Source organism: Microseira sp. BLCC-F43, from assembly GCF_041929235.1.
Lineage (GTDB): Bacteria > Cyanobacteriota > Cyanobacteriia > Cyanobacteriales > Aerosakkonemataceae > Microseira.
The window spans coordinates 39,470-59,472 of record NZ_JBHFNP010000045.1; the positions used below are offsets into that span (position 1 = coordinate 39,470).

The following is a 20,003-nucleotide window of genomic DNA, read 5'->3' on the forward strand; positions in this document are numbered from 1 at the left end:
TACCTTCGCCAATTTTCTGAAACGCCCACACGCTAAAGCATGTGGCTACACAAACAAAGCCGTAGCTTAGCAGGCTAAAATTCTTACAGGCTGCGTAGGCAGCCAAAGTTTCTATAGCGACACCCTTAAGGGTGTCGGATTTTGGCGAAGGTATTGTTAGAGAAGCCAGGTTTGTAAAGCATTTTCATAGCTAGATACCTTTGATTTCTATGCATCCCTTTAATCATTGCGTTCGACCGAACCATCGGCATAAAGTTTGAGTGCAACAAGCTCTTCTTTCCCCTCATTGTTGACCTTGGTGTAGACAATCTTAATAAGTGGAGAACCTTTTTTGTTGTAGCAGCACATCTTTAACACCACCTTGCTGGAGAATCTAGCTTGCTTAACTTCCTTCTCCTATTTATTACTACCTCTGGCGCAAGGGGACTTATGCAGCTAGATGCCTGACTTCACAAGAGAAGTCGGGCATTTGGGTGTGCGAGCGCTACATCACTCAGTTAGCAGCTTGCACAATTTTTCAGCAATTTGCGCTTGTGTTTCCGATGACAAAACACCTAGCTCGCGCACAATGATTGATTTACGAACTGTCATTAGGTGATCCAACCTGAGCGTAGATGGTTTATGCAACCCACTGGCAGCAAAGTCAGGATGATTGGTATCTAATACAACGTCGGTTTCTAGCAAATTAGCGGGTATTTGACTGGTGATGAAAGCAAGAATAACATGACCGTGCTTTCCTACAGGATTGGTCAGACAGACAGCAGGACGCACCTTGGTAGCCGATAAATCATCAAACGGGAAAGGCACCAGAACAACTTTACCCTTAGTCATTGAATGGCTTCCCATCAGCTAATGTGTAAATGTCTTCTTCTGGGTCTTTCAGGAAATCAAAAACCGGATTATTTGAAGCTGCTTTAAGCCATTCACGTTCGTCCATCTCTGCTGAATCATCCCATTCCAGTTCATCCTCTATATCTTCATATTCCTCCGAGTAATTGAACATGAAGACAAACTTGCTTTTAGGTAAAATTAGCGTTGGCAGATAAAGTGGTTGATCGTCCCATTTATTTGGATCTTTTTTACCTTTTTCATACATAACAACAAGTGTTGGGACATCTGGGTATTTTTGTTTAGGCTTACTGACCCATTTATTTTGAGCAAAACCGGAACCCAGCCAAGGTCTAGTCGTTTGATTAGACAAATCTAGTCCATCCCCTTTTCGCCCTCGACGAACATTGAGTCTTCCTCTATCTATACCTTCTTGTTTCATACTCCTGAGTGCTTCTTTAACTCGTTTATCCTCCCACAAATAGCCAGGACAACGACCACTCGGCATGTGTTCAAGAATCTGGATTAGAAAGTCAATATCTACCTCGTAGTATTCATCATCACCTTCATATTTAGCTAAAAGCTGATTGAGAGCTTCTGTGTGCTGACTCACATCTGTTTTTTTCCAAAGTGGATCGCGAGGGAAAATAGCCGAGCCAGGAGTGAAAGCATTAATTTCTGCTGGATTCAAAACATTAGAACGGGTTGGTTTGAGTTGTTTACCAACCCATACAGGTTTCAGCTTAATTTGACTGGGATCGTCACCAATGGCTTGGCGCATACCCTCATCAGCCTCATGAATAGCTCTGAAATCCTCTAATATGTGCTGAGGTAAGAAGAGGCGTGTTACATCTTTTAATGATTGGCGATAACCATACATTCTTGCGTGCTGATGCACAGTATCCATAACTTTTTGTTTGGCATCGCGTGCATAGTAAGTTACCATCAACCCCTCAATAGTTACACCACGCCCAAGCCTATTGCCCCCAATCAGTATATTCATTCCTGGGCTATAATGTGGTTCCTTATCTGGATTGTTGGCATTGATGACTTTGGGTATAGCTCTCCGTAATTTATGTTTTAGATCTTCAATGAGCTTATCGAGGGGTGGTAAATTCGGTGCTGTTTTGCTTAACTCATCATATGCTTCTTTCAGCCACTTCAATGCCTGATCTTGCTTTGTTGCTGATGATTGGCCTCGAAGAGCTTTATCAAGTTCTCTAACAAAGCCACTAATTATTTTTTCTAAATTTTCGTGGTTTCCTTTTTTGTAGCAGATGTGAGCCAGGAAAGAATAGATAGCATCCTCATCTGCTCCTGACTGCATCTTGTAAATTGAACCTAAGAAGAAACAACACAGAGCTAGTCTAAGACCATCAGGAATATTCCAATTATCGCCAGGGTTGATCTTTCCCTCTTGTTTTTTCAACTGTTTGACTTCTTCAGAACTGACTATTTGGCAGTAGTAGCTATTTCCCTCAAAGAATAAATCACCTCCCATATAACTATCACCTGCTTCAGGAAGAGCAGCGCAGAAAACTGGCTTGCATGGGTGGTCAAGATTTTGCAGTAGCAGGCTTTGAGGAGTCGCTGTAATTTGTATGTAAATATGATTACCTACCTCTTTCCGCATTTGACCTATTCTTTCAAAAATACCACTATCTGGAACTGTATCTTTGCCGTTTTTTGCTTGCTTTGCCTCGTTGGTGTTCAGGCTAGCATTGTCAGCTTCATCATCAAATATTAGAGTAGGTACTTTATTTGCATTAGCATACTTGAGAACCTGAATTAAGTTATCTAGGTGGCGTACATTCTTTGTTGAAACCAGAACCACTCCAGTATCTTGGAGATAAGGAAGTAATTTACTTTCAGCAAAATCTTGTGGGTCTTTTCTCCATTGTTCCCAATCAAAGACAACTGGGCCACCGTCAAGCTGATTGAATCGCTCGAATGTTTGTTTTCCGAGCCAAGTATTGTCAGAAGTTAACACAATAAAGCATCGAAATCCATTTTCTTGAGCAACTGCAAGCGTAGCAATAGTAGTATTAGTTTTACCACTCTGAACTCTGCCATAGATTAGACCCGTAGTGCCATTCGGAATTTTGCCCTTGTAAGGTTGACTGACAATACCTGTCCCTGTTTCACCAACATCACCATAACCGAATGTTTGGGAATAAACATCGACGCAATTTTGGACAATTTCAACAGCTGTTTGCTTTAACTGCTCAGCCGCTTTATTTCCAATTTTATTTTTCAGTCTCTTAATAAGCTGGCTAATGCAATATCCATCACTTTTAATAGGAGTTTTATTCATAGCTACTCTTTATAATTTGACAAAATTACGCGAGGCCAGTCATTCTGGGGTATGGTTTGCTCCATTTTCTGCCTGCCGGGGCCACTTATATGATAACTACCGCGAGGCTGCCTTGACACAGATATATACTGCCCTCCAATCCCAGTCTCTCCATCTAAAACACTCCTAATGCGCTTCTTGGCCATGCAGCAGATGCCATCTTTGTGACATATGAGAGATATAAATACTGAAAAATTGGGATATTTACTGTGCAGAATATCCAAGGCAGACTCTTCTTGACTGCTAAATGTGAAAGACCATGCAGATTTTGGTTTTTTAGACACTTTAAATAGTATAGCAGACTTACTGCTATCAGTTTCAACTAGGTATATTGATGAGTGTATCCAAGACGCATGAGTAATTGTAAGACGTTCTCCATAATTAATTAGCTGCAAAAACGCAGCACCATGAAGAAAGTCCTGATCGTTGAGCATTGTAAAGTTTGGGCAGGGTCACCTATCCAAAATGTGTATTGTTTAGATTGTAGGATGCGATCGCTTCTTTATATTTTTTGCCATCCACAGGCATATTTCTCCGTTCAGGTAGAATTTCTCGCCCTTTTTTTACCAGAATATCGCCATCGCCCCTCACTTCGCGACAATCAACATAAGTTGGGTCGCCAGCGGGCAAAGGTCGAAATGGGTCAAAAGCATGGTAGATTCGCTTTAATATTTGGAAATCTTGAACCATGAATCAAAATCTCTCGGCGTAGCGCTATTCTAATTCAGAACAGATAGGAGCGTAGCATTTGGGCGACAATCTATGAAACTCAACCCAGGTACTTATATTCAAATGCTTCGCCCTGTCTGCGGATGTAGGTGCAGGTAAATCGAGTGAAAATAGTTATTTTAAACATAGGGCAGGCAGGATGCCTACCCCACAAGAATTTTAACTAGGTTTGTGGGGTGAGCGGCAGGCAGGATGCCTACCCCACAATAATTTCCATCCCTCTTGTGGGGTGGGCGTCTCGCCCGCCAAATATATTTATACCGCTCTCAACCCTATTTATACCGCTTTACTTATAACAATATGGTACTCCAAGATCATTTTCACCCACCCCTAAGCATCCGCCGTCACTGGCACGCCTTTCACAACGCCTGGGCAACCTACATTGCCTCTGAATTAAACCAAAAATTGCCACCAAACTACTTTGCAGAACCCAACGTACAGTTTGGCATAGAAATAGATGTAGCCGCATTTGAAGAACCAACAAATGGCGAAAGCGCAATTCAAATACCCAGCAATTCCTACAACGAATGGACACCACCAATCCCCAACCAAACTATACCTTTTCTCCCCAATCCAGAAACCGTAGAAATCGGCATTTTCAACACAGAAGCAGGCCCAATTATAGCAGGCGCAATAGAATTAGTTAGCCCCGCCAACAAAGATAGAACCACCCATCGAAATGCTTTTGTTTCTAAATGCGAAACCTACTTGCGACAAGGAATTGGACTAGCGATTGTTGATATTGTCACCGGACGAAAGGCGAACCTTCACGACGACTTACTGACGCGCTTAGTTGGGGACAATGCCTTGTTATTGAATGCAGATCTCTATGCTGTTTCCTATCGACCAATAGAGCGAAACGGACAGTCGAGTCTTGACATTTGGCAAAAGGAAATCGGTATAGGAAAAGCACTACCAACCCTGCCATTATGGTTGCATGGCGAGATTTGTTTACCCGTCGATTTCAATGCTGCTTACGAACGGACTTGTCGAGAACAGCGAATTATTGTTAATTAACTGTTTAAGGAACCCGAAACCCGGTTTTTTAGACAATACCTTCGCCAATTTTATCAAACGCCCGCAGGCTAAAGCCTGGGGCTACACAAACAAAGCCCACCTGCGTGGGCTGAAATTCTCAGGACTTACGCAAAGTTTCCACAGGTAGTGGATTGTCTCAGCTAAAATGGTGCGTTACGGCGGATGGTTAAATTCAGGCTATATCAAAGATTGTCGCCGCCTAACACACCCTACCTAATGCACTAAATTAGCTGAGACAGTCCAGTAGTGGATTGTCTCAGCTAAAATGGTGCGTTACGGCGGATGGTTAAATTCAGGCTATATCAAAGATTGTCGCCGCCTAACACACCCTACCTAATGCACTAAATTAGCTGAGACAGTCCAGTAGGGTGCGTTAGCGATAGCGTAACGCACCGTCACCTACCTAATGCACTAAATTAGCTGAGACAGTCCAGTAGGGTGCGTTAGCGATAGCGTAACGCACCGTCACCACCATATACAGAGTTGCTGCGTAAGTACTGATTCTGACAGGCTGCGTAGGCAGCCAAAGTTTGTATAGCCGCACCCTTCAGGGTGTCGGCTTTTTGTCTCAACCCAAACCTTCTCGAACTTCTGCCACATCCAAATAATCAAACGCAAACGCTTTCCGCAGCAAATTATTCGGAATAAATTCATCATACTTCTGCAACTTAGGCGCTTCTGCATCACCCACCAAATCAAGCGCCGAAATCTTTTTCTGGCAAAGCTTAACAAATTCATCTGGAAAAGATTCATTTTTACCTTTCCCAAGTTTAACAATCATAAAATAGGGACTCACACCGCCAATACTTCTAATATTCAAAGCTTCCCTACCAAAGAAATTCAGCAATCTTTCCAGCGTGCGATAAGCCACCGTCCCCATCCAGGGAAAGATGCAATAAGCCCTATCTTCTAAAAGGATAATATTACTTCGATCGATTTCATTAATTCGAGCCAATTGCCGAGCCGCTTTTAAGCGTTCTTTAGCACCCTTTTGCAAGTAACTATATTCCACATCTTCCAACAAAACTTGCCGCATTCGCGCTAAAATTTTAGTATGAATATTGCTACTACTTCTACTTGGCCAAGCACTATTAGCAATTCCTTCCACTTGTTTCACCCAAAGCGTTCTCGCTGTTGGTTCAATATCGATAACTTCCCAAGTTCTACCCGCTAGCGTCAACCTTTGTCCAATTGGCGGCGGTAAGATTATCGTGCCAATTTCCATCGAATCATCTCTGACGACGTATTCTTTAGTATCAGAAAATACGGCGTAGAACTGAAAAGACCGCACAATCTTTTCGCCAGTCATACCGATGATGAGTTTATCTTGTTCTGTTTCTTGCATGTGGTCGATGCTAATGAGATAGCGCAATAATTGCCTGTAATCCTCTGGATAAATTGCTCGAAATGGCGGTAAAGTTAGCACCTGCGCCGCAAGTTCTGCTGGTGAAAGTTCTCCCATTGCCGCTAAAATGCTCAGAGTTTGGTGATACAGTAAACTCAAAGGATATTGAACGGGTCGAATCGGTTCAATCCAGCGTTCTTCTAAATAAAGTTGAATAATTGCGATGCACTGTAGAAGTTGCCAAGGAATGCGTTCAGGTAATGATTCTTCTCCTAATAGTTCGTTTTCAGTGCAGACAAATCGCATATCTGCGGGTGCGCCGCGCCTACCAGTTCGTCCTAATCTTTGCAGAAAGCTAGAAACAGAAAAAGGTGCATCTAGTTGAATTACTCTTTCTAATTGTCCGATATCAATTCCCATTTCTAAGGTTACCGTTGCAGCGGTGACGGCGGGTGCATCAGATTCGCGCATTGCTGATTCTGCTGCTTGTCGCAATTTGGCAGAAATGCTACCGTGATGGACGTGATAAATATCGGGGAGTCCTTCAGTTTTGGCAATTTGACGCAAGTTGGCGATGACGGATTCTGTTTCGGTGCGGTTGTTGGTAAATATCAGGCATTTGCGCGATTTTGTGCGGTCGAAAATATATCTGTAATGCTGAGATTTTACATTAGGAATTAGCCGAGGCGGAGCCTCTTGTATTTCGTTCCCAGGTTGAACCTGGGAACGAGTTAGGGGAGGTTTTTTGCGGTCTTCGGGAATGTAGAAATGTTCTAAGGCTAGGTGAACTTTCCTTTGATTGCTTTTGACTTCGGGAGTTATAACTGGTCGATCTGTTTCGCAACGCAACCAATTTTCAGCAGATGAATAATCTCCCAAGGTTGCTGATAAACCGATTCGACGCGGTGGTTGTTTTACGTATTTGGATAAACGCGATAACTGGCAGAGAATTTGAGTGCCGCGATCGCTTCCCATAAATGCATGTATTTCATCTATAATTACAAATCGTAAATCATTGAATAAACGAGTTAGCTCTGTCTCGTTTTTATTAATTAACAAACTTTCTAAAGATTCGGGCGTAATTTGCAAAATGCCTCTCGGATCTTTGAGGAATATTTCCTTACGGCTGCGCGCTACATCCCCGTGCCAGGAACATACGGGAATCTCTGCTTCTTTTAATAGGTCGTTTAACCGCTCAAATTGGTCGTTGATTAATGCTTTAATCGGGCCAATATATAAAACGCCAATACTTGTAGCAGGTTGTTCGTACAATAAAGTGATGACGGGAAGAAAGGCGGCTTCGGTTTTTCCGGAAGCGGTTCCTGCGGCTAGTAATAGATGTGCGTCGGTTTCAAAGATAACGCGACAGGCTTCAATTTGAACTGACCTTAATTCAGTCCAGCCGTGGGTGTAGATGTATTCTTGGATAAAGGGTGCTAATCTTTTAAAACAATCGATCATGCCAATTTTAGATTTTAAATTTTACAGTGAAGCTTGTGCGATCGCTCAAATCCTGGATATAAAACTATATAAGCGCAAATTGGCCTGGTTTATTCACTACAAAGAAGCTACCCTCTTTAACCAAATCGCCAGTGCATATTACTGGCAAACGCTCCTGGTAAGCTTTAATTGCCAGGGTGTATTCTGGTTGCTTTAGTTCAACCTTGATTCTCTGGAGTTTCCCAACAACAATCCCTCTCATGACAACAATCCCCATCAAAGTGACAGTACCCGTTGCATCATAATTTTGAATTTCAACAACAATTCCTTGAATTTCGACATTGGAAGCCTTCGTAAGCAAATCGCTTAAAATCTCCAACTTAGATCGCTTTTCTACTATTTCTAAGGTCGAAATAGCATCGGCAATTCGCTCCCCATAATCCCCAAGACTTTTAATCAGAGGTAACAAAATTTCAAACTCATCATCAACAGAGCCGTTTTTCAGTCTCCAAATTGCTCCGGCACCATTATAAATCCGCCCTTGTTCGTGCCAGCCAAATGCTTTCAAATGCGTCTCCAAAACCTTTGGATCAATCGTTTTAAGAATGTCACTATCTCGCAGCGTTACTTTCATGGAACACCTCCTAAACTAATGCGATCAATTATGCCTCTAAGAGCTTCTACTGTAAACTGATTTGAGCGAGGCAACTCAACGGTTACAGCCGTTGTATTTCTTGTCTCTGGTTGTCCTCGCAGCGATATCCAATAACCGCAATACCTCATACATAGTTTTTGTTCAGACTGCTGTAACCATTCGTTTAAATTGTCAGGAACTAAAACTACAACTAGAATGGGAGGGACAAGAGTATTAATTCTTAAATCGTTGTAGTTCTTGAGATTGAGCGGATATCTAACACAAGCTGAGTCGAGTATGTCCCTTGAGGTACATTTTAACTGCAATTCTAGTCTAGGAGAAAGAATTGGCCCCATTCCACCTCTAGCGGCAATTCCCAAGTCAACGCTGTCATCGTCTACGTCAGGTCTGTAGAGAGAGTAGCCTGCAACTGAGGCAACTGCCTGTATGTATGTATTGCTAAATTGTTCTTTTTGCTGGTTGATGTCCACTTTGAAAAAATGTATCTCTATCTATAGTAATATGCAGATTGAGCTAGTTTAATAGCGAGATGCGTTCCCACTCTATTCCCAACTATAGAAGTCCCATTTTCCATCGAACTCTAACATAGGAAAAATAGTATCGCTTGCTAAAAGCATCGAGCCACTTATGGACTTTAAGTACAGATGGAAAAATGGCAATCAGCCAACACAAGATGAAGCCGCACGCAGCGACTATCTACTAGATAAAGGTCAATTCAACAACGAACATGACCGCAAGATGGCAGAAGCAGATGCGAGGCGGGTTTTAGGCGTACCAATTCCCATCCCAGATGATGAGGTTCCCGTATTGCCTCAAGCTGCTCCTATGATTTCATAAAGTAAACTCGGCTATTTCCCCATCTTCATCTACCTGGGTTTTCTTAGCCGAAGAAAGTGGCAACCCAGCACCATGAATTAATTGACTCAAAGACATTTCCGGATTTTGTTGCAGGATATTCATCACGCTCAAGAAATCCCGCACAATCTCTCCCGGTGTTAGCAATGTTTCTGCACCCAAACGGTTAACAATTTCTTGCATAAACTCCTCAAATTCTTTCTGGTTGAGTTTCTTTTCACTGCCGTAATGAGTGGCGTGAACATCTGCTAACCTTTGCAACAGCAGCAAAATTTCCGGCTGTGTCAAGCTTTCTAACTGAATCACCGGACTCGAAGTATCCTGAAAACCGGCTTGCACAAAACGGCTTTTCGCTGTGCGTCTCTGCCATGCGGGGTCGTTAAAAAGTCCCCGCTTCGGATCTTCTAAAAATTTGGGCGTTCCTCCCACAATAATACCCAGATGTTCGGCTTTACCCTGCATCGTATCGTTAAACATTGCCAGCAATTTGTCGTAATTGTTCTGGCGGGATACTGCATGGGTAATTTTCCACAAATGAACGGCTTCGTCGAATAAAACTAAAAATCCTTTGTAGCCAATATCCGCAGCAAATTTGGCAAATAATTTGATATAATCGTACCATGTTTCATCATCAATAATTACCCGCACTCCCAAGGCAGTTTTGGCATCGGTTTTAGTGGCAAATTCTCCCCGCAACCACCGCAATGCGGCATCTTTTTTATCGCTTTCATCGAGTCGATAACCGCGCCAATAGGCAGTGACGACGGTGGCAAAGTCAAATCCGTGAACTAATCCTTCAATATTTTTAACTGCTGCTAATATTTTAGCTTCTACTTCGTCGTCAAAGCCATTATCGTTTGGTCCCATTCCGGTTGCTTGGGCAACTTGGGTTTGAATCCCACTAATCCATCGTTCTAAAATTAGGGCTAAAGCACCGCCATTGGGATGAGTTTTTGTGGCAATATTTCGCATTAATTCGCGATAGGTGGCGACGCCTTGTCCTTCGGTTCCTGCTAGTCTGCGTTCGGGGGATAAATCAACATCGGCGACGACAAAATTTTTTTCCATTGCTTGGTTGCGAATCAGTTGCAGTATAAAACTTTTGCCGGAACCGTAACGTCCCACAACAAAGCGAAATGCTGCACCGCCAGCGGCGATATTTTCCAAATCTTGCCAAAGCGCGGCGATTTCTTTTTCTCGACCTACGGCAATGTTTTCTAGACCAATTCTTGGCACAACTCCCGCACTTAAGGAGTTGATGAGGGCAGTAGAAACTCTTTTAGGAATTTTAGGCTTTGCCATTGGGGGATTTTAGATTTTAGATTGAAGGATTGGGAATGCAACGCGCAAATAAACCCGGTTTCTCTGAAAATTTGTCCTGGCAACAAGACGTTGACCAAGAAACCGGGTTTCTCACCCCGCCTGCATAATTCCTGTTCATTTTACTGCCTTGATTTCCAGCAATTTTTTGACAGTTTCCAAATATTCCGGATCGGCGATCGCTGGCGCATCCGTACCGGGTTCGATAATTATATCACCAAGGGTCGCGATCGCTCTTTCGTTGATAGCATCGATGAGCAATTCTGGCATGGTTATGTTGGATTCGGCAATATTTTTAATCGTGGAATTTGGATTGGATTGCTCGACTATGGCTTTGAGTACCTCAAGTTCTGGATAAGTTAATTGCGCGACAAACTCAGCCCATTCTGCATCTAAATCTGCGTCGGATTGCTCTTGAAGAAGACAAGGGGACGCGGAAAAAGGGAGACGCGGGGATACACCATCAATAAATTCTGTTGATTCAAAATCGGCAGATCTTTCTTCTTTTCCACTAATAGATTCGCTGTCGCTGCGCCCACTGCTGCCCTCTTGAGAAAGGTTACTCTCCGAGTCTCCCTTTCTGGGCGTCAGAGCGTCTTCTTGGTCATCCGAAGCGGTTAGCAGTTTTTGAGTTTCGGGGGAAGTTAAGTCCTGAACTGGGGGGGTGATGTCGTGGACTTCGATGTCTTCCATTTGCCATTCGTGGAATTGACTCCGCAGAAAATCGATTGTTTCCTGCAACCGTTGTTTTTCGGTTTTTTGAAAAGCAATTTCTTCTTTTAAATGCTGTAGTTCGGCGAGCAATTCGTTTTTGTTGGTTTCGGCTTTGTAATGTTGGGATTTGATCGATCGCACGGATAAATCCAGTTCTTCTTTCTGTTGGTTCAGGTGATAAATAGCTTCCTCCATAAGGCGCTTATCTTCACCCAAACCGATCAAAGCCAAAGTTAGCTCCTGCTTGGACTTTTGTTTCTCCCCGATTTGAACTTGCAGCCAATTTAATTGGTTTTGGCGATAATTGATTTGTTCCTGTATTTGGTCGGATTGATTGGCGATCGCCCACAAATCTTGCTGCAACAGGTGTTTCAACTTTTCCATCTGGCGAATTTCCACCTGTAGCGCCGTTAACACCCGTTTTTGGGCGATCCGGCGCTGGATATTCACCGCGATCAACCCCGCAAAAGCAGCAGGGACCGTGAACACTCCTGCTAACAATGCGGTTTGAATGTTGCCCAAGACCAGCAAGGTCAGGGTAAAACCGACAATAAAGGTAACTGCACTCAAAAGCCACTCGTTGTTTATCATAGCGATCGCTCTCTTTATTAAAGATCTAGATTGGGAACTGGAAGCCTCTTTTAGAGAATATAAAAATTCTAGTAGGATGCGACTAATGAAGACACTAAGCAACAAAAGTGGGGCGCACTAGCAAATGACCAAAGCAGTGGGAATGGTTGAGGTGCTGGGGATTCCGGCGGTATCTGCCGTGGCAGATGTGATGGTAAAAGCTGCCCGCGTTACCTTTGTCGCCTACGAAAGCATCGATATCGGTTATGTCACCGTCATTGTTCGAGGAGATGTCGCCGAGGTGCTTTCCGCCGTTACAGCAGGGATAGAAGCTGCCAAAAACATCGATAGCATCGAGTCGCCCTTGCTTTCTTACCACGTCATTCCCCGTCCCCACCCGAATCTGGATTTCGTGTTGCCAATTGGTTATGCTCCCGCCGTTGAACGATTCCGCGTATAAATTTTTTCACCCGACTGGAGGAACCAGAAGCCGGAATCAAAAACCGATCTTACAGCGTCAAGATCAATGTAAACACCGCACCCACATCTAGGCGCGTGGAGGGGCATAAAATGAAACTTGGACTTCTGGTTACTACAGTACTACTCGTTACCCTTGGTTTAGCAGATCCGGGAAATGCATTTAATCGCCGACACCTCAGACAACTGCTAGACTCTGGTGAGTGTTCGGGATGCGACCTCAGAGGCGCTAATCTGAGGAATGCGGATTTGGCAGCAGCTACCCTGGATGATGCGGATCTCGAAGGTGCAGACTTGTCCGGCGCTAGACTCCGGGGTGCGGATCTCGACAATGCTAACCTACAGGGTGCCAATTTGAGAGATGCTGACTTGCGCCGCGCCAGATTAAGGCGCGCCAACATCGAGCAAGCAGATTTAAGGGGTGCGGATCTCGAAGGTGCCAATCTCACAAATGCCAACCTGCGGGATGCTCAGCTGAGAAATACTAATACTAGAAATGCTTTCCTCGATGGTGCGATTCTCGACGGTACAGATCTCCAGCGCGATCGTCCCTGGCGCGACGACAGATGGATCGGTTCCCGCCGTCGGGATGAGATTAACCGCATTTATTGGGAAGTTTTGGGACGCGAAGTCGATCGCGAGGGTTTCAGGACTTGGGGCGATCGCTTAAATTCCGGTCGTTCCCTGGGCGATATCCGCCGCGAAATTGCCAACAGCAGCGCAGCTAGAGACGCCATTAACCGCATTTATCGCCAAATTTTGGGTCGCGATGCCGATCGCGAGGGGTTGAGAACTTGGAGCGATCGCTTAGCGAGTGGAGATTCCCTCGACGAAATTCGCCGCCAAATCGAACGCAGCGAAGAAGCACGCCGCATCCAGCGCCACGAACCCAACCGCGATCGACCTTCTACCATTCCTGGCGGTCCAATTCGCATTCAACCCATCCGATAGGCAGAGAGAAGAGGCTACTTTTCCCATCTCGGCGACGAGGCGAATCGCTTCTCTCTATTATCTTTTTCGCCTCTGCGCTTGTCACTGTGACTTATATCATGTCCGTTGAATCACCCGTAATAAAAACCTTCTCTTGTGCGTTGTCTTGTAGGGAACATCAATTGGTTAAAAGTTTTTTGACGCAGCTGTTGGATGTTCCCTACTCCTAATTATGGGTAATCGACCCGACATGATATTAAAGGAAAAGTTTGCCGCAACTGCAAGCTTTTCCTGCAAAATTATTAATAATTAGCTCTACAACTCTGATTATATCCGAAAAATCAACCACAAAAGTTGGGGTAAATCTAGCAAGCGTGTCATCAGGGGCAAAGTCTTACAAAACCTCAGTTTGTCATATCTAGAACATGGCTAAAACTCTTATTCTTTCGTTCCACCCCTGTGGTAACTTTGGGCAGATGAGTAGGAACTATATCTAGACGATTTAATAGGAAAATATAGCTTAAAAGCTTATATACCAATACTTTTAAACTAACTTGCCCCTGATGACACGCTTGCTACATCTAGCCTAACATACCAATCATCAAAATCGGAGATTTTTTCCAACTTCCTAACATATCCATTTTTAACTAGCAGTTCAAATATTTTTTCCCGCATTGGTGTAAAGTTGTGTTCGCAAGTGATTACTTTGAAGCTGTGTTTGCTGAAGTCAAAATTATTTAATATTTCAAATTCGCTACCTTCAGTATCAATAGACAGATAATCAATATCTACTGGGGCTTCATGTTTTTCTAGTAATTCATTTAATGATATTGTTTTTACATCATAAGTATTACCTTTTTTTCTTCTTTCTTTATGTCTATCTTTATCGCTGTATGAATTGATAGTGGAGTATTCGGCAATTTCATTGAAATTAACTGTTGAACTTGAATCTTTCCAGACGCATCGAGTTTCTATTTTAGCGTTTCTGTTTTTTTTTAAATCATCGTGCCAACAAATAGCAGGCTCAGCAAGTATTCCAGTCCAGCCAAATTCCTTTTCTAGCAAGTATGTATTGCTTAAAGTGACACCGTTTGTTGCTCCAAACTCTACAAAATAACCGTTTTTCTTGAAATTCAATTGGGATAATACAAACAAATCTTGACGTATCTGTGAACGGGATTTTCGCAGATTTTTCAATACTTCCGCAGCGCGTTCTTCAGGCATACTGAGTAGTAACTCCATGTCTCTAGCCTTTCTCGCGGTCGCTTTTAGTGAGCTGTAGCGTGCGAGCTCGATATCAAAGCTCCGCAGGGATAACTGGATCATAGATTTTATTTTCTGCTTCATAATCGCCTTTATATAGCAACATATAAAAACTGGTCTTTAAGCGCAACTTTCCCGTTTTTGATGTTCGAGATGTCTGGGATTGCTCGACCGCAATAATATGGTAAGTTACTGGTAAAGTATCACATCAAAGATTTGTTTGACTGATTGTTTTATTATTTCTTAACCCAGATTCCCCACGCTCAACTGCCACATAGACAGTGGCAGAAGCGTAAAAGTGAATGATTGGGATAAATTTGCAGCGGAAGTTGCCCCCTGGGGGGCAACTTCTGGCTAAACACTGGTTCCCCCAAGTGCCCCGCCGTATCCGCAGCAAGGAAGCCAACCCCAATCTACCTTAAACCATCCCTGGCGGTTCAGTTTGCATCCAACCCATGGGATAGAAACGCATTTCACCCAACTGGAGGAACCCAGGAAAGGATACAACGGTCATTATTTACAAGTAAGTGTTATATATCATCGCCTAACGACGTGCAAGCAGTTGAGGCGCCTTGTATGAAATTTCCCATTCTGACAACCACTGCTTTATTACTCGCGATTGGGTTAGCAACTCCGGCAAGTGCAGCCAGTCTGCGAGACATTAGACAACTTGCACAAACTAACTCTTGTGCAAAGTGCGATCTTAGCGGCGTTCAGTTGAACTATGCCGACCTGAGAAATGCTGACCTCAGAGATGCCGACCTCAGGAATGCCGACCTGCGGGGTGCAAATCTCAGAAATGCCAATCTCAGAAATGCCGACCTGCGGGGTGCTTACCTCGATGGTGCAAACTTAGAGCAAGCCGATTTAAGAGGTGCGGCGGAAGATGGTGCCAATCTGAGGAATGCCAACCTGAGAAATGCCAACTTGAGAGGTGTTGACGCAAGAAATGCCTATCTCGATGGTGCCAACCTCAGCGGCACAATAGTCACGCAATATTATGGCTATGACCCCTATTATCGGTATGACTCTGATTACCGATACGACCCCTATTATCGGTATGACTCATATGATCGATACGACCCCTATTATCGGTATGGCTACAATGACCGCTATTATCGGCGACGCTATAGCTACGATGATATTAACCGGATTTATCGCGAAGTTCTGGGGCGCGATGCCGATCGGCAGGGGTTGCTAACTTGGAGCGATCGCTTAACCAGAGGTCGTTCGCTCAACGATATCCGCCGCGAAATTGCTAATAGTTCCGAAGCCAGGTCAGCAGTTAACCAAATTTATCGCGAAGTTTTGGGGCGCGATGCCGATTCTAGGGGACTGAATACTTGGACAAATCGCTTAGCCAGTGGAGATTCCTTAAGCGAGATTCGCCGTCAAATTGAGCGCAGCGAAGAAGTTAGAGACAGAATTGGCTCCAACACACCCGTCCGCATCCAGCCCATCTCCCCCATCTACCAACAACCCATCTACCAACAACGCAACTTCAATCAACCGACTACACCCCTACCAAACGGCCCGGTTCGCATCCAACCGCTCCAACCTGGAGGCAGTACGGCGACCGATTTCAGTCGCCCAGTTGAGCGGAGAGACTCTGAAATCGAGATTCGCCGCCGTCGCAGCAGCAGTACAAGCGAACCAGTACGCATCCAGCCCATCGCTCCATTTGGCGAACAACAGATCGCACCACCCCCACCACCCGCTGCACCACCCAGCTTTAATCAACCTGGGACTATACCCAGCGGTCCGGTTCGCATCCAACCGATCCAATAGGAGCGGGTGTGCTCCAGGAGATGGGGAGATGGGGAGATGGGGAGAATGTTGATTCAATTTCCCCTTTGCCCCTGGAGCACCTTTTGCCCCTCTGCTCAAGAAGCCTACTAGGCGAGGAAAAAGATGTTTTGATTGGGATCGTCCTGAGTCAACTGTAGGGATGATACGTTTTCCACTATAGCTACGCGATCGCCAGTATTAGTAAGAATGCTCACAGCCGGTAGATCTACTCCTCCCACGCGCACTGTCCCACCAGTCGCAATATTGTAGTCGCTCGGTCTTCCCGCTAGCTGAACCGCATCTCGATTGCGCTCAAAGTTCTTGATGTAAGCATAGTCGCCGTCGCCCCTGCCCACGTAAAATCTTTGAGCAAACGCATTAGCAGGGCTTCTGCCTACGCCCAAAATAAAGGTATCAAACCCGCCAGAACCTGTCAGTAAATCGAGTTCACCGACTCCCAAACTTACGGGTCTAATATCGGGCATATCCCTGCTAGCAATAACATCCACTTGTACTCCGACCACACCCGTTTGCTGACCGATCCCAGTAACAATGTCATCCCCGCTTGTGCCTGTAAATACAGCCAATCGAGTTTCTAATTGTCCGTTCCGAATAAAGTGAGCCTTTCCAGAAGCGAATTCACCCCTAGCAACAGCTGCTGCTACATCGGTATTGCGGGATAGGTAAAACGATTCGTTGAAACCCGCTTCCCTAACGATGACGGGGGCGCCGGGACGGCGTTCGTTTTCCCCATATAAAATAAAGTGTTGTAGTCCCGAAGCGAGTTCCCTTCTTGCTACAGCAGCTGCTACATCCGGATTTAGTCGCAAATACTCTGATTCGTTCCATTGGGATGAGACGAGAACGCGGCCTTCTCCGATACCAAAGCGTTGAAAGTGTTCCAGTGCCGAACCGATAGATCGTGACGCTACAGCTGCTCTCACGTCAGGGTTTCTCTCCAGGTAAAAACGTTCGTCAAAAATTGCAAATGACATTTTAATAGTTCCCCCTTGAAGTTTTAGATTTCATATCATGTCAGGCTTTTCACCCATAATTAAAACTCTCCCCGTCCCCGTGTCCCCGCGTCTGGGCGTCAGTCCTAACTATGGGTAATCAAACGGACATGATATGAGATGGAAATTCATCTGAAATTTAGTTTCATTTGACCCAAATGCAATGATTTAGTTCCAACTACGATAAAAATTATCAGTTCGCCCCCTGGTCGCACATCCCCCTAGCGGCTAGCCATGCAGTTGTCCAAGCACTTTGGAAGTTAAATCCACCCGTAACGCCATCGATATCGAGAATTTCGCCAGCAAAGAACAAACCGGGCACTATCCGACTTTCCATTGTTTTAAAATTGACCTCGTTTAAACGGACGCCGCCGCAGGTAACAAATTCTTCCTTGAAAACGCCCTTCCCCTGAATTTGATATTTGCCTTCGCAAAGTTCTTGAATCAGTTGATTTAGTACTTTGTTAGATAACTCGGCCCATTTTTGTTCTGCATCAATACCTACATAAGTAACTAACTGCTGCCACAGGCGTCGCGGCAGGAGAACTGGGCAATTAGCAGCTATTTGGCGTCGCGCTAACTGGGATCTAACGGCTAGTAGTTGTTGGTGTAAATTTTCCCGATTGGATTGCGGTAGCCAGTTAATTACCAGGGTTGTTTGATAGTTACAATCGTGGAGCAATCTAGCACCCCAAGCCGAAAGTTTCAGTACGGCAGGGCCGCTTAAACCCCAGTGAGTGACGAGTAATGCGCCGGTTTGTTCTAAAGCGGTTTTACCCGCGATTGGCAATCGCAAGCGGGCGCTATCAACGCTAACACCGGCTAAATCTTCTAGTCTTTTATCTTTAATGTTAAAGGTAAACAGGGAGGGGACTGGCGGTTCGATCTGGTGTCCTAATGACTGGGCAATTTGGTAGCCTATCGGGTTACTGCCAGTGGCGAGCAGGATGCGATCGCACTGCAAACTTCCTCCCGCTTTCAACTCAATCTCAAATCTGTGGGTAATTGGTAATGGGTCATTGGTAATGGGTAATTGCTCCTGTACCTTGATGCCAACTACGGACATGCCGATGCGAATTTTTACCCCGACTTCCTTCGCTGCCTCGTAAAGACAGTCCACAATTGTTTCCGAATTATCTGTAATCGGGAACATGCGTCCATCCGATTCGGTTTTGAGCTTAACGCCCCGCGACTCAAACCAAGCAACGGTATCGCGGGGTTGAAAGCGATTGAACGCGCCGTGCAAAGCTTTTCCACCTCTGGGATAATATTGCACCAATAAAGCCGGGTCGAAGCAGGCATGGGTGACATTGCAGCGACCCCCACCAGAAATGCGGACTTTTGTCAAGGGTTGCCGTCCGGCTTCGAGTAACGTGACAATGGCGTCGGGATTGGCAGAGGCAGCTCTGATCGCGCCAAAAAAACCCGCTGCCCCACCCCCAATAACTGCTATCTTCAAAAGTTGCACAAAAAATCGACTAATCTAAGGGTTCAAAATCTGATTTGGCTGCCCCGCAAACGGGACAAACCCAATCATCCGGAATATCTTCAAACGGCGTACCCGGTTCGATGCCGCCATCTGGGTCGCCTTGCTCTGGGTCGTAAACATAGCCGCAAACCGAGCATACGTATTGTTGCATTTTTGTGTCTCCTTCCCATCCTTCGGGAGAATAATGGACCCGATCCAAGAGCCGAATCACCCTTGAGGTCGATCGATAATTTTATCGTGGGGTCGGGGTGCAGGTGGGATGGTCAGAGAGATTTACTCGCTTCGGTGCCAGAAGATTATCTACTTCTTCCTTCTTCTTGCTTCGCGTCCTTTGCGTCTTCGCGGTTCAATAGTACAGGACTTACGCAAGACGAGAAAAGAAACTTTGGTGAAGAGTTGCTCTCTGGTTCCCAAACCAACGATTTTTCGTATCACCAACGTTTCTTTGCGTAAGTCCTATAGTAGTAATTTTGCGGGTGGGAAAGGAGTAAGGCAAGATTATCGTTGATACGGGAAAAGCAATTTTTATCCACTCATCCGCTCACCTGCTCACTTGCTCACCCGCACACCGGCTTACCACCTAGTAGCTTGCAAGTAGCTCAAAATACCCGTAACGATGCAAAGTAGCATCAACACCCAGATAATGCCACCCGGAATCGAAGTAAACGGGCGCATTCCAAATCCTCTCAACAGCCAAAAAGCTACCGTGACTCCCAAAAGGATGAAAAAAGACCGCACAAATATCGAATTGTCAGAGTTAGGTGAACCACTCACTGCTTTCGATGCCGCTCGATTACGACCTCATTATGGCATGGGATGCAAGATACAGCTTTCGATTCGGGTGTAGGGGCACGGCAACATCAAGTTATCGGGCGCCGAAGACAAGATATAAAGATGCCGTGCCCCTACACTCTCCCCGATCTGCCGCACCTGCTTGACCCCAGGGCAGAAATACTCAAAAAAACCATAGCTTCATCAAGATTACACGCCATATCCGAGTTTAACCGCATGATTTTTGGTGATTTGTATCACTAAGTATTTAAAGTTTTTGTGGTAGCAAAGTGCCATCTCGGTAATGTCAGGGACAAAATTATTGGAGATTTCATCAAAACTTTGCAGTTTTTTTAACTAAGGTGGGTAACTTGAAATATAGAAGGTGTAGTAACCTTTGGGTTATCGTATTAGACCGTTACGAC

At 44.8% G+C, this 20,003-nt stretch carries 19 protein-coding genes; 6 read left to right on the forward strand and 13 right to left on the reverse strand.

Features of this window, described 5'->3' with window-relative positions:
• Positions 1 to 489 precede the first annotated feature (489 nt).
• The 3 genes from ACE1CM_RS08535 to ACE1CM_RS08545 all read right to left on the reverse strand — a co-directional run bounded on the left by ACE1CM_RS08535 (position 490) and on the right by ACE1CM_RS08545 (position 3,871).
• The gene (locus ACE1CM_RS08535) at positions 490 to 831 is read right to left on the reverse strand and encodes a type II toxin-antitoxin system PemK/MazF family toxin (RefSeq protein ID WP_374876982.1); all 342 of its coding nucleotides are present in this window, start codon (positions 829 to 831) and stop codon (positions 490 to 492) included.
• Positions 824 to 3,142 (reverse strand): Z1 domain-containing protein, encoded by a 2,319-nt coding sequence (locus tag ACE1CM_RS08540; RefSeq protein ID WP_374876983.1) that lies wholly within the window; start codon positions 3,140 to 3,142, stop codon positions 824 to 826. The genes ACE1CM_RS08535 and ACE1CM_RS08540 overlap by 8 nt, the downstream gene beginning before the upstream one ends.
• Positions 3,143 to 3,637: 495 nt before the next feature.
• Positions 3,638 to 3,871, reverse strand: coding sequence for a hypothetical protein (locus tag ACE1CM_RS08545; RefSeq protein ID WP_374876984.1), 234 nt, complete (start codon positions 3,869 to 3,871; stop codon positions 3,638 to 3,640).
• 339 nt (positions 3,872 to 4,210) lie between these two features.
• On the opposite strand from ACE1CM_RS08545, the gene ACE1CM_RS08550 reads away from it, so the two are divergent.
• Complete coding sequence (locus ACE1CM_RS08550) at positions 4,211 to 4,927, forward strand: DUF4058 family protein (RefSeq protein ID WP_374876985.1); 717 nt, start codon at positions 4,211 to 4,213, stop codon at positions 4,925 to 4,927.
• 464 nt (positions 4,928 to 5,391) lie between these two features.
• On the opposite strand, the gene ACE1CM_RS08555 is transcribed toward ACE1CM_RS08550, so the two are convergent.
• From ACE1CM_RS08555 to ACE1CM_RS08570, 4 genes are all read right to left on the reverse strand, one after another.
• Complete coding sequence (locus tag ACE1CM_RS08555; RefSeq protein WP_374876986.1) at positions 5,392 to 5,520, reverse strand: hypothetical protein; 129 nt, start codon at positions 5,518 to 5,520, stop codon at positions 5,392 to 5,394.
• A complete protein-coding gene (locus ACE1CM_RS08560; protein WP_374876987.1) occupies positions 5,517 to 7,754 on the reverse strand; it encodes a DEAD/DEAH box helicase in 2,238 nt (745 codons plus the stop codon). Before ACE1CM_RS08560 ends, ACE1CM_RS08555 begins: the two co-directional genes overlap by 4 nt.
• Before the next feature lie 64 nt (positions 7,755 to 7,818).
• Complete coding sequence (locus ACE1CM_RS08565; protein WP_374876988.1) at positions 7,819 to 8,367, reverse strand: hypothetical protein; 549 nt, start codon at positions 8,365 to 8,367, stop codon at positions 7,819 to 7,821.
• Positions 8,364 to 8,858, reverse strand: a complete 495-nt coding sequence (locus ACE1CM_RS08570; RefSeq protein WP_374876989.1) for a DUF4365 domain-containing protein — start codon at positions 8,856 to 8,858, stop codon at positions 8,364 to 8,366. Before ACE1CM_RS08570 ends, ACE1CM_RS08565 begins: the two co-directional genes overlap by 4 nt.
• Before the next feature lie 157 nt (positions 8,859 to 9,015).
• On the opposite strand from ACE1CM_RS08570, the gene ACE1CM_RS08575 reads away from it, so the two are divergent.
• Positions 9,016 to 9,225 (forward strand): hypothetical protein, encoded by a 210-nt coding sequence (locus ACE1CM_RS08575; RefSeq protein WP_374876990.1) that lies wholly within the window; start codon positions 9,016 to 9,018, stop codon positions 9,223 to 9,225.
• Here ACE1CM_RS08575 and ACE1CM_RS08580 read toward each other — a convergent pair.
• Together ACE1CM_RS08580 and ACE1CM_RS08585 are read right to left on the reverse strand one after the other, a co-directional pair.
• Positions 9,220 to 10,545 carry an ATP-binding protein gene (locus tag ACE1CM_RS08580; protein ID WP_374876991.1) on the reverse strand — a complete coding sequence of 442 codons (1,326 nt, stop codon included), beginning with the start codon at positions 10,543 to 10,545 and terminating at the stop codon, positions 9,220 to 9,222. The two genes, ACE1CM_RS08575 and ACE1CM_RS08580, sit on opposite strands and share 6 nt — an antisense overlap.
• 135 nt (positions 10,546 to 10,680) lie before the next feature.
• Positions 10,681 to 11,868: a tellurite resistance TerB C-terminal domain-containing protein gene (locus ACE1CM_RS08585; RefSeq protein WP_374876992.1), complete on the reverse strand. Its 1,188-nt coding sequence runs from the start codon at positions 11,866 to 11,868 to the stop codon at positions 10,681 to 10,683.
• Between the two features lie 124 nt (positions 11,869 to 11,992).
• Between ACE1CM_RS08585 and ACE1CM_RS08590 the strand changes: the two genes are divergently transcribed.
• Together ACE1CM_RS08590 and ACE1CM_RS08595 are read left to right on the forward strand one after the other, a co-directional pair.
• Positions 11,993 to 12,307 carry a carbon dioxide-concentrating mechanism protein CcmK gene (locus ACE1CM_RS08590; protein WP_374876993.1) on the forward strand — a complete coding sequence of 105 codons (315 nt, stop codon included), beginning with the start codon at positions 11,993 to 11,995 and terminating at the stop codon, positions 12,305 to 12,307.
• A gap of 110 nt (positions 12,308 to 12,417) precedes the next feature.
• Positions 12,418 to 13,275 (forward strand): pentapeptide repeat-containing protein, encoded by an 858-nt coding sequence (locus ACE1CM_RS08595; protein WP_374876994.1) that lies wholly within the window; start codon positions 12,418 to 12,420, stop codon positions 13,273 to 13,275.
• Positions 13,276 to 13,803: 528 nt separating this feature from the next.
• Here ACE1CM_RS08595 and ACE1CM_RS08600 read toward each other — a convergent pair.
• A complete protein-coding gene (locus tag ACE1CM_RS08600) occupies positions 13,804 to 14,478 on the reverse strand; it encodes an FkbM family methyltransferase (RefSeq protein ID WP_374876995.1) in 675 nt (224 codons plus the stop codon).
• A gap of 615 nt (positions 14,479 to 15,093) precedes the next feature.
• Between ACE1CM_RS08600 and ACE1CM_RS08605 the strand changes: the two genes are divergently transcribed.
• Positions 15,094 to 16,305 (forward strand): pentapeptide repeat-containing protein, encoded by a 1,212-nt coding sequence (locus tag ACE1CM_RS08605; protein ID WP_374876996.1) that lies wholly within the window; start codon positions 15,094 to 15,096, stop codon positions 16,303 to 16,305.
• A gap of 107 nt (positions 16,306 to 16,412) precedes the next feature.
• On the opposite strand, the gene ACE1CM_RS08610 is transcribed toward ACE1CM_RS08605, so the two are convergent.
• The 3 genes from ACE1CM_RS08610 to rd all read right to left on the reverse strand — a co-directional run bounded on the left by ACE1CM_RS08610 (position 16,413) and on the right by rd (position 18,958).
• Complete coding sequence (locus tag ACE1CM_RS08610; protein ID WP_374876997.1) at positions 16,413 to 17,300, reverse strand: hypothetical protein; 888 nt, start codon at positions 17,298 to 17,300, stop codon at positions 16,413 to 16,415.
• A gap of 211 nt (positions 17,301 to 17,511) precedes the next feature.
• Complete coding sequence (locus ACE1CM_RS08615) at positions 17,512 to 18,786, reverse strand: NAD(P)/FAD-dependent oxidoreductase (protein ID WP_374876998.1); 1,275 nt, start codon at positions 18,784 to 18,786, stop codon at positions 17,512 to 17,514.
• Positions 18,787 to 18,796: 10 nt separating this feature from the next.
• Positions 18,797 to 18,958 (reverse strand): rubredoxin, encoded by a 162-nt coding sequence (gene rd / locus ACE1CM_RS08620; protein WP_374876999.1) that lies wholly within the window; start codon positions 18,956 to 18,958, stop codon positions 18,797 to 18,799.
• Between the two features lie 465 nt (positions 18,959 to 19,423).
• Between rd and ACE1CM_RS08625 the strand changes: the two genes are divergently transcribed.
• Complete coding sequence (locus ACE1CM_RS08625) at positions 19,424 to 19,654, forward strand: hypothetical protein (protein WP_374877000.1); 231 nt, start codon at positions 19,424 to 19,426, stop codon at positions 19,652 to 19,654.
• The last annotated feature ends 349 nt before the right edge of the window (positions 19,655 to 20,003 follow it).

What these genes read in the sequence shown, in the direction of transcription:
- ACE1CM_RS08535 (WP_374876982.1), bottom strand. Translation starts at nt 831, where the DNA reads ATGACTAAGGGTAAAGTTGTTCTGGTGCCTTTCCCGTTTGATGATTTA.
- ACE1CM_RS08540 (WP_374876983.1), bottom strand. Translation starts at nt 3,142, where the DNA reads ATGAATAAAACTCCTATTAAAAGTGATGGATATTGCATTAGCCAGCTT.
- ACE1CM_RS08545 (WP_374876984.1), bottom strand. Translation starts at nt 3,871, where the DNA reads ATGGTTCAAGATTTCCAAATATTAAAGCGAATCTACCATGCTTTTGAC.
- ACE1CM_RS08550 (WP_374876985.1), top strand. Translation starts at nt 4,211, where the DNA reads ATGGTACTCCAAGATCATTTTCACCCACCCCTAAGCATCCGCCGTCAC.
- ACE1CM_RS08560 (WP_374876987.1), bottom strand. Translation starts at nt 7,754, where the DNA reads ATGATCGATTGTTTTAAAAGATTAGCACCCTTTATCCAAGAATACATC.
- ACE1CM_RS08565 (WP_374876988.1), bottom strand. Translation starts at nt 8,367, where the DNA reads ATGAAAGTAACGCTGCGAGATAGTGACATTCTTAAAACGATTGATCCA.
- ACE1CM_RS08575 (WP_374876990.1), top strand. Translation starts at nt 9,016, where the DNA reads ATGGACTTTAAGTACAGATGGAAAAATGGCAATCAGCCAACACAAGAT.
- ACE1CM_RS08580 (WP_374876991.1), bottom strand. Translation starts at nt 10,545, where the DNA reads ATGGCAAAGCCTAAAATTCCTAAAAGAGTTTCTACTGCCCTCATCAAC.
- ACE1CM_RS08585 (WP_374876992.1), bottom strand. Translation starts at nt 11,868, where the DNA reads ATGATAAACAACGAGTGGCTTTTGAGTGCAGTTACCTTTATTGTCGGT.
- ACE1CM_RS08590 (WP_374876993.1), top strand. Translation starts at nt 11,993, where the DNA reads ATGACCAAAGCAGTGGGAATGGTTGAGGTGCTGGGGATTCCGGCGGTA.
- ACE1CM_RS08595 (WP_374876994.1), top strand. Translation starts at nt 12,418, where the DNA reads ATGAAACTTGGACTTCTGGTTACTACAGTACTACTCGTTACCCTTGGT.
- ACE1CM_RS08600 (WP_374876995.1), bottom strand. Translation starts at nt 14,478, where the DNA reads ATGCCTGAAGAACGCGCTGCGGAAGTATTGAAAAATCTGCGAAAATCC.
- ACE1CM_RS08605 (WP_374876996.1), top strand. Translation starts at nt 15,094, where the DNA reads ATGAAATTTCCCATTCTGACAACCACTGCTTTATTACTCGCGATTGGG.
- ACE1CM_RS08610 (WP_374876997.1), bottom strand. Translation starts at nt 17,300, where the DNA reads ATGTCATTTGCAATTTTTGACGAACGTTTTTACCTGGAGAGAAACCCT.
- rd (WP_374876999.1), bottom strand. Translation starts at nt 18,958, where the DNA reads ATGCAACAATACGTATGCTCGGTTTGCGGCTATGTTTACGACCCAGAG.
- ACE1CM_RS08625 (WP_374877000.1), top strand. Translation starts at nt 19,424, where the DNA reads ATGCAAAGTAGCATCAACACCCAGATAATGCCACCCGGAATCGAAGTA.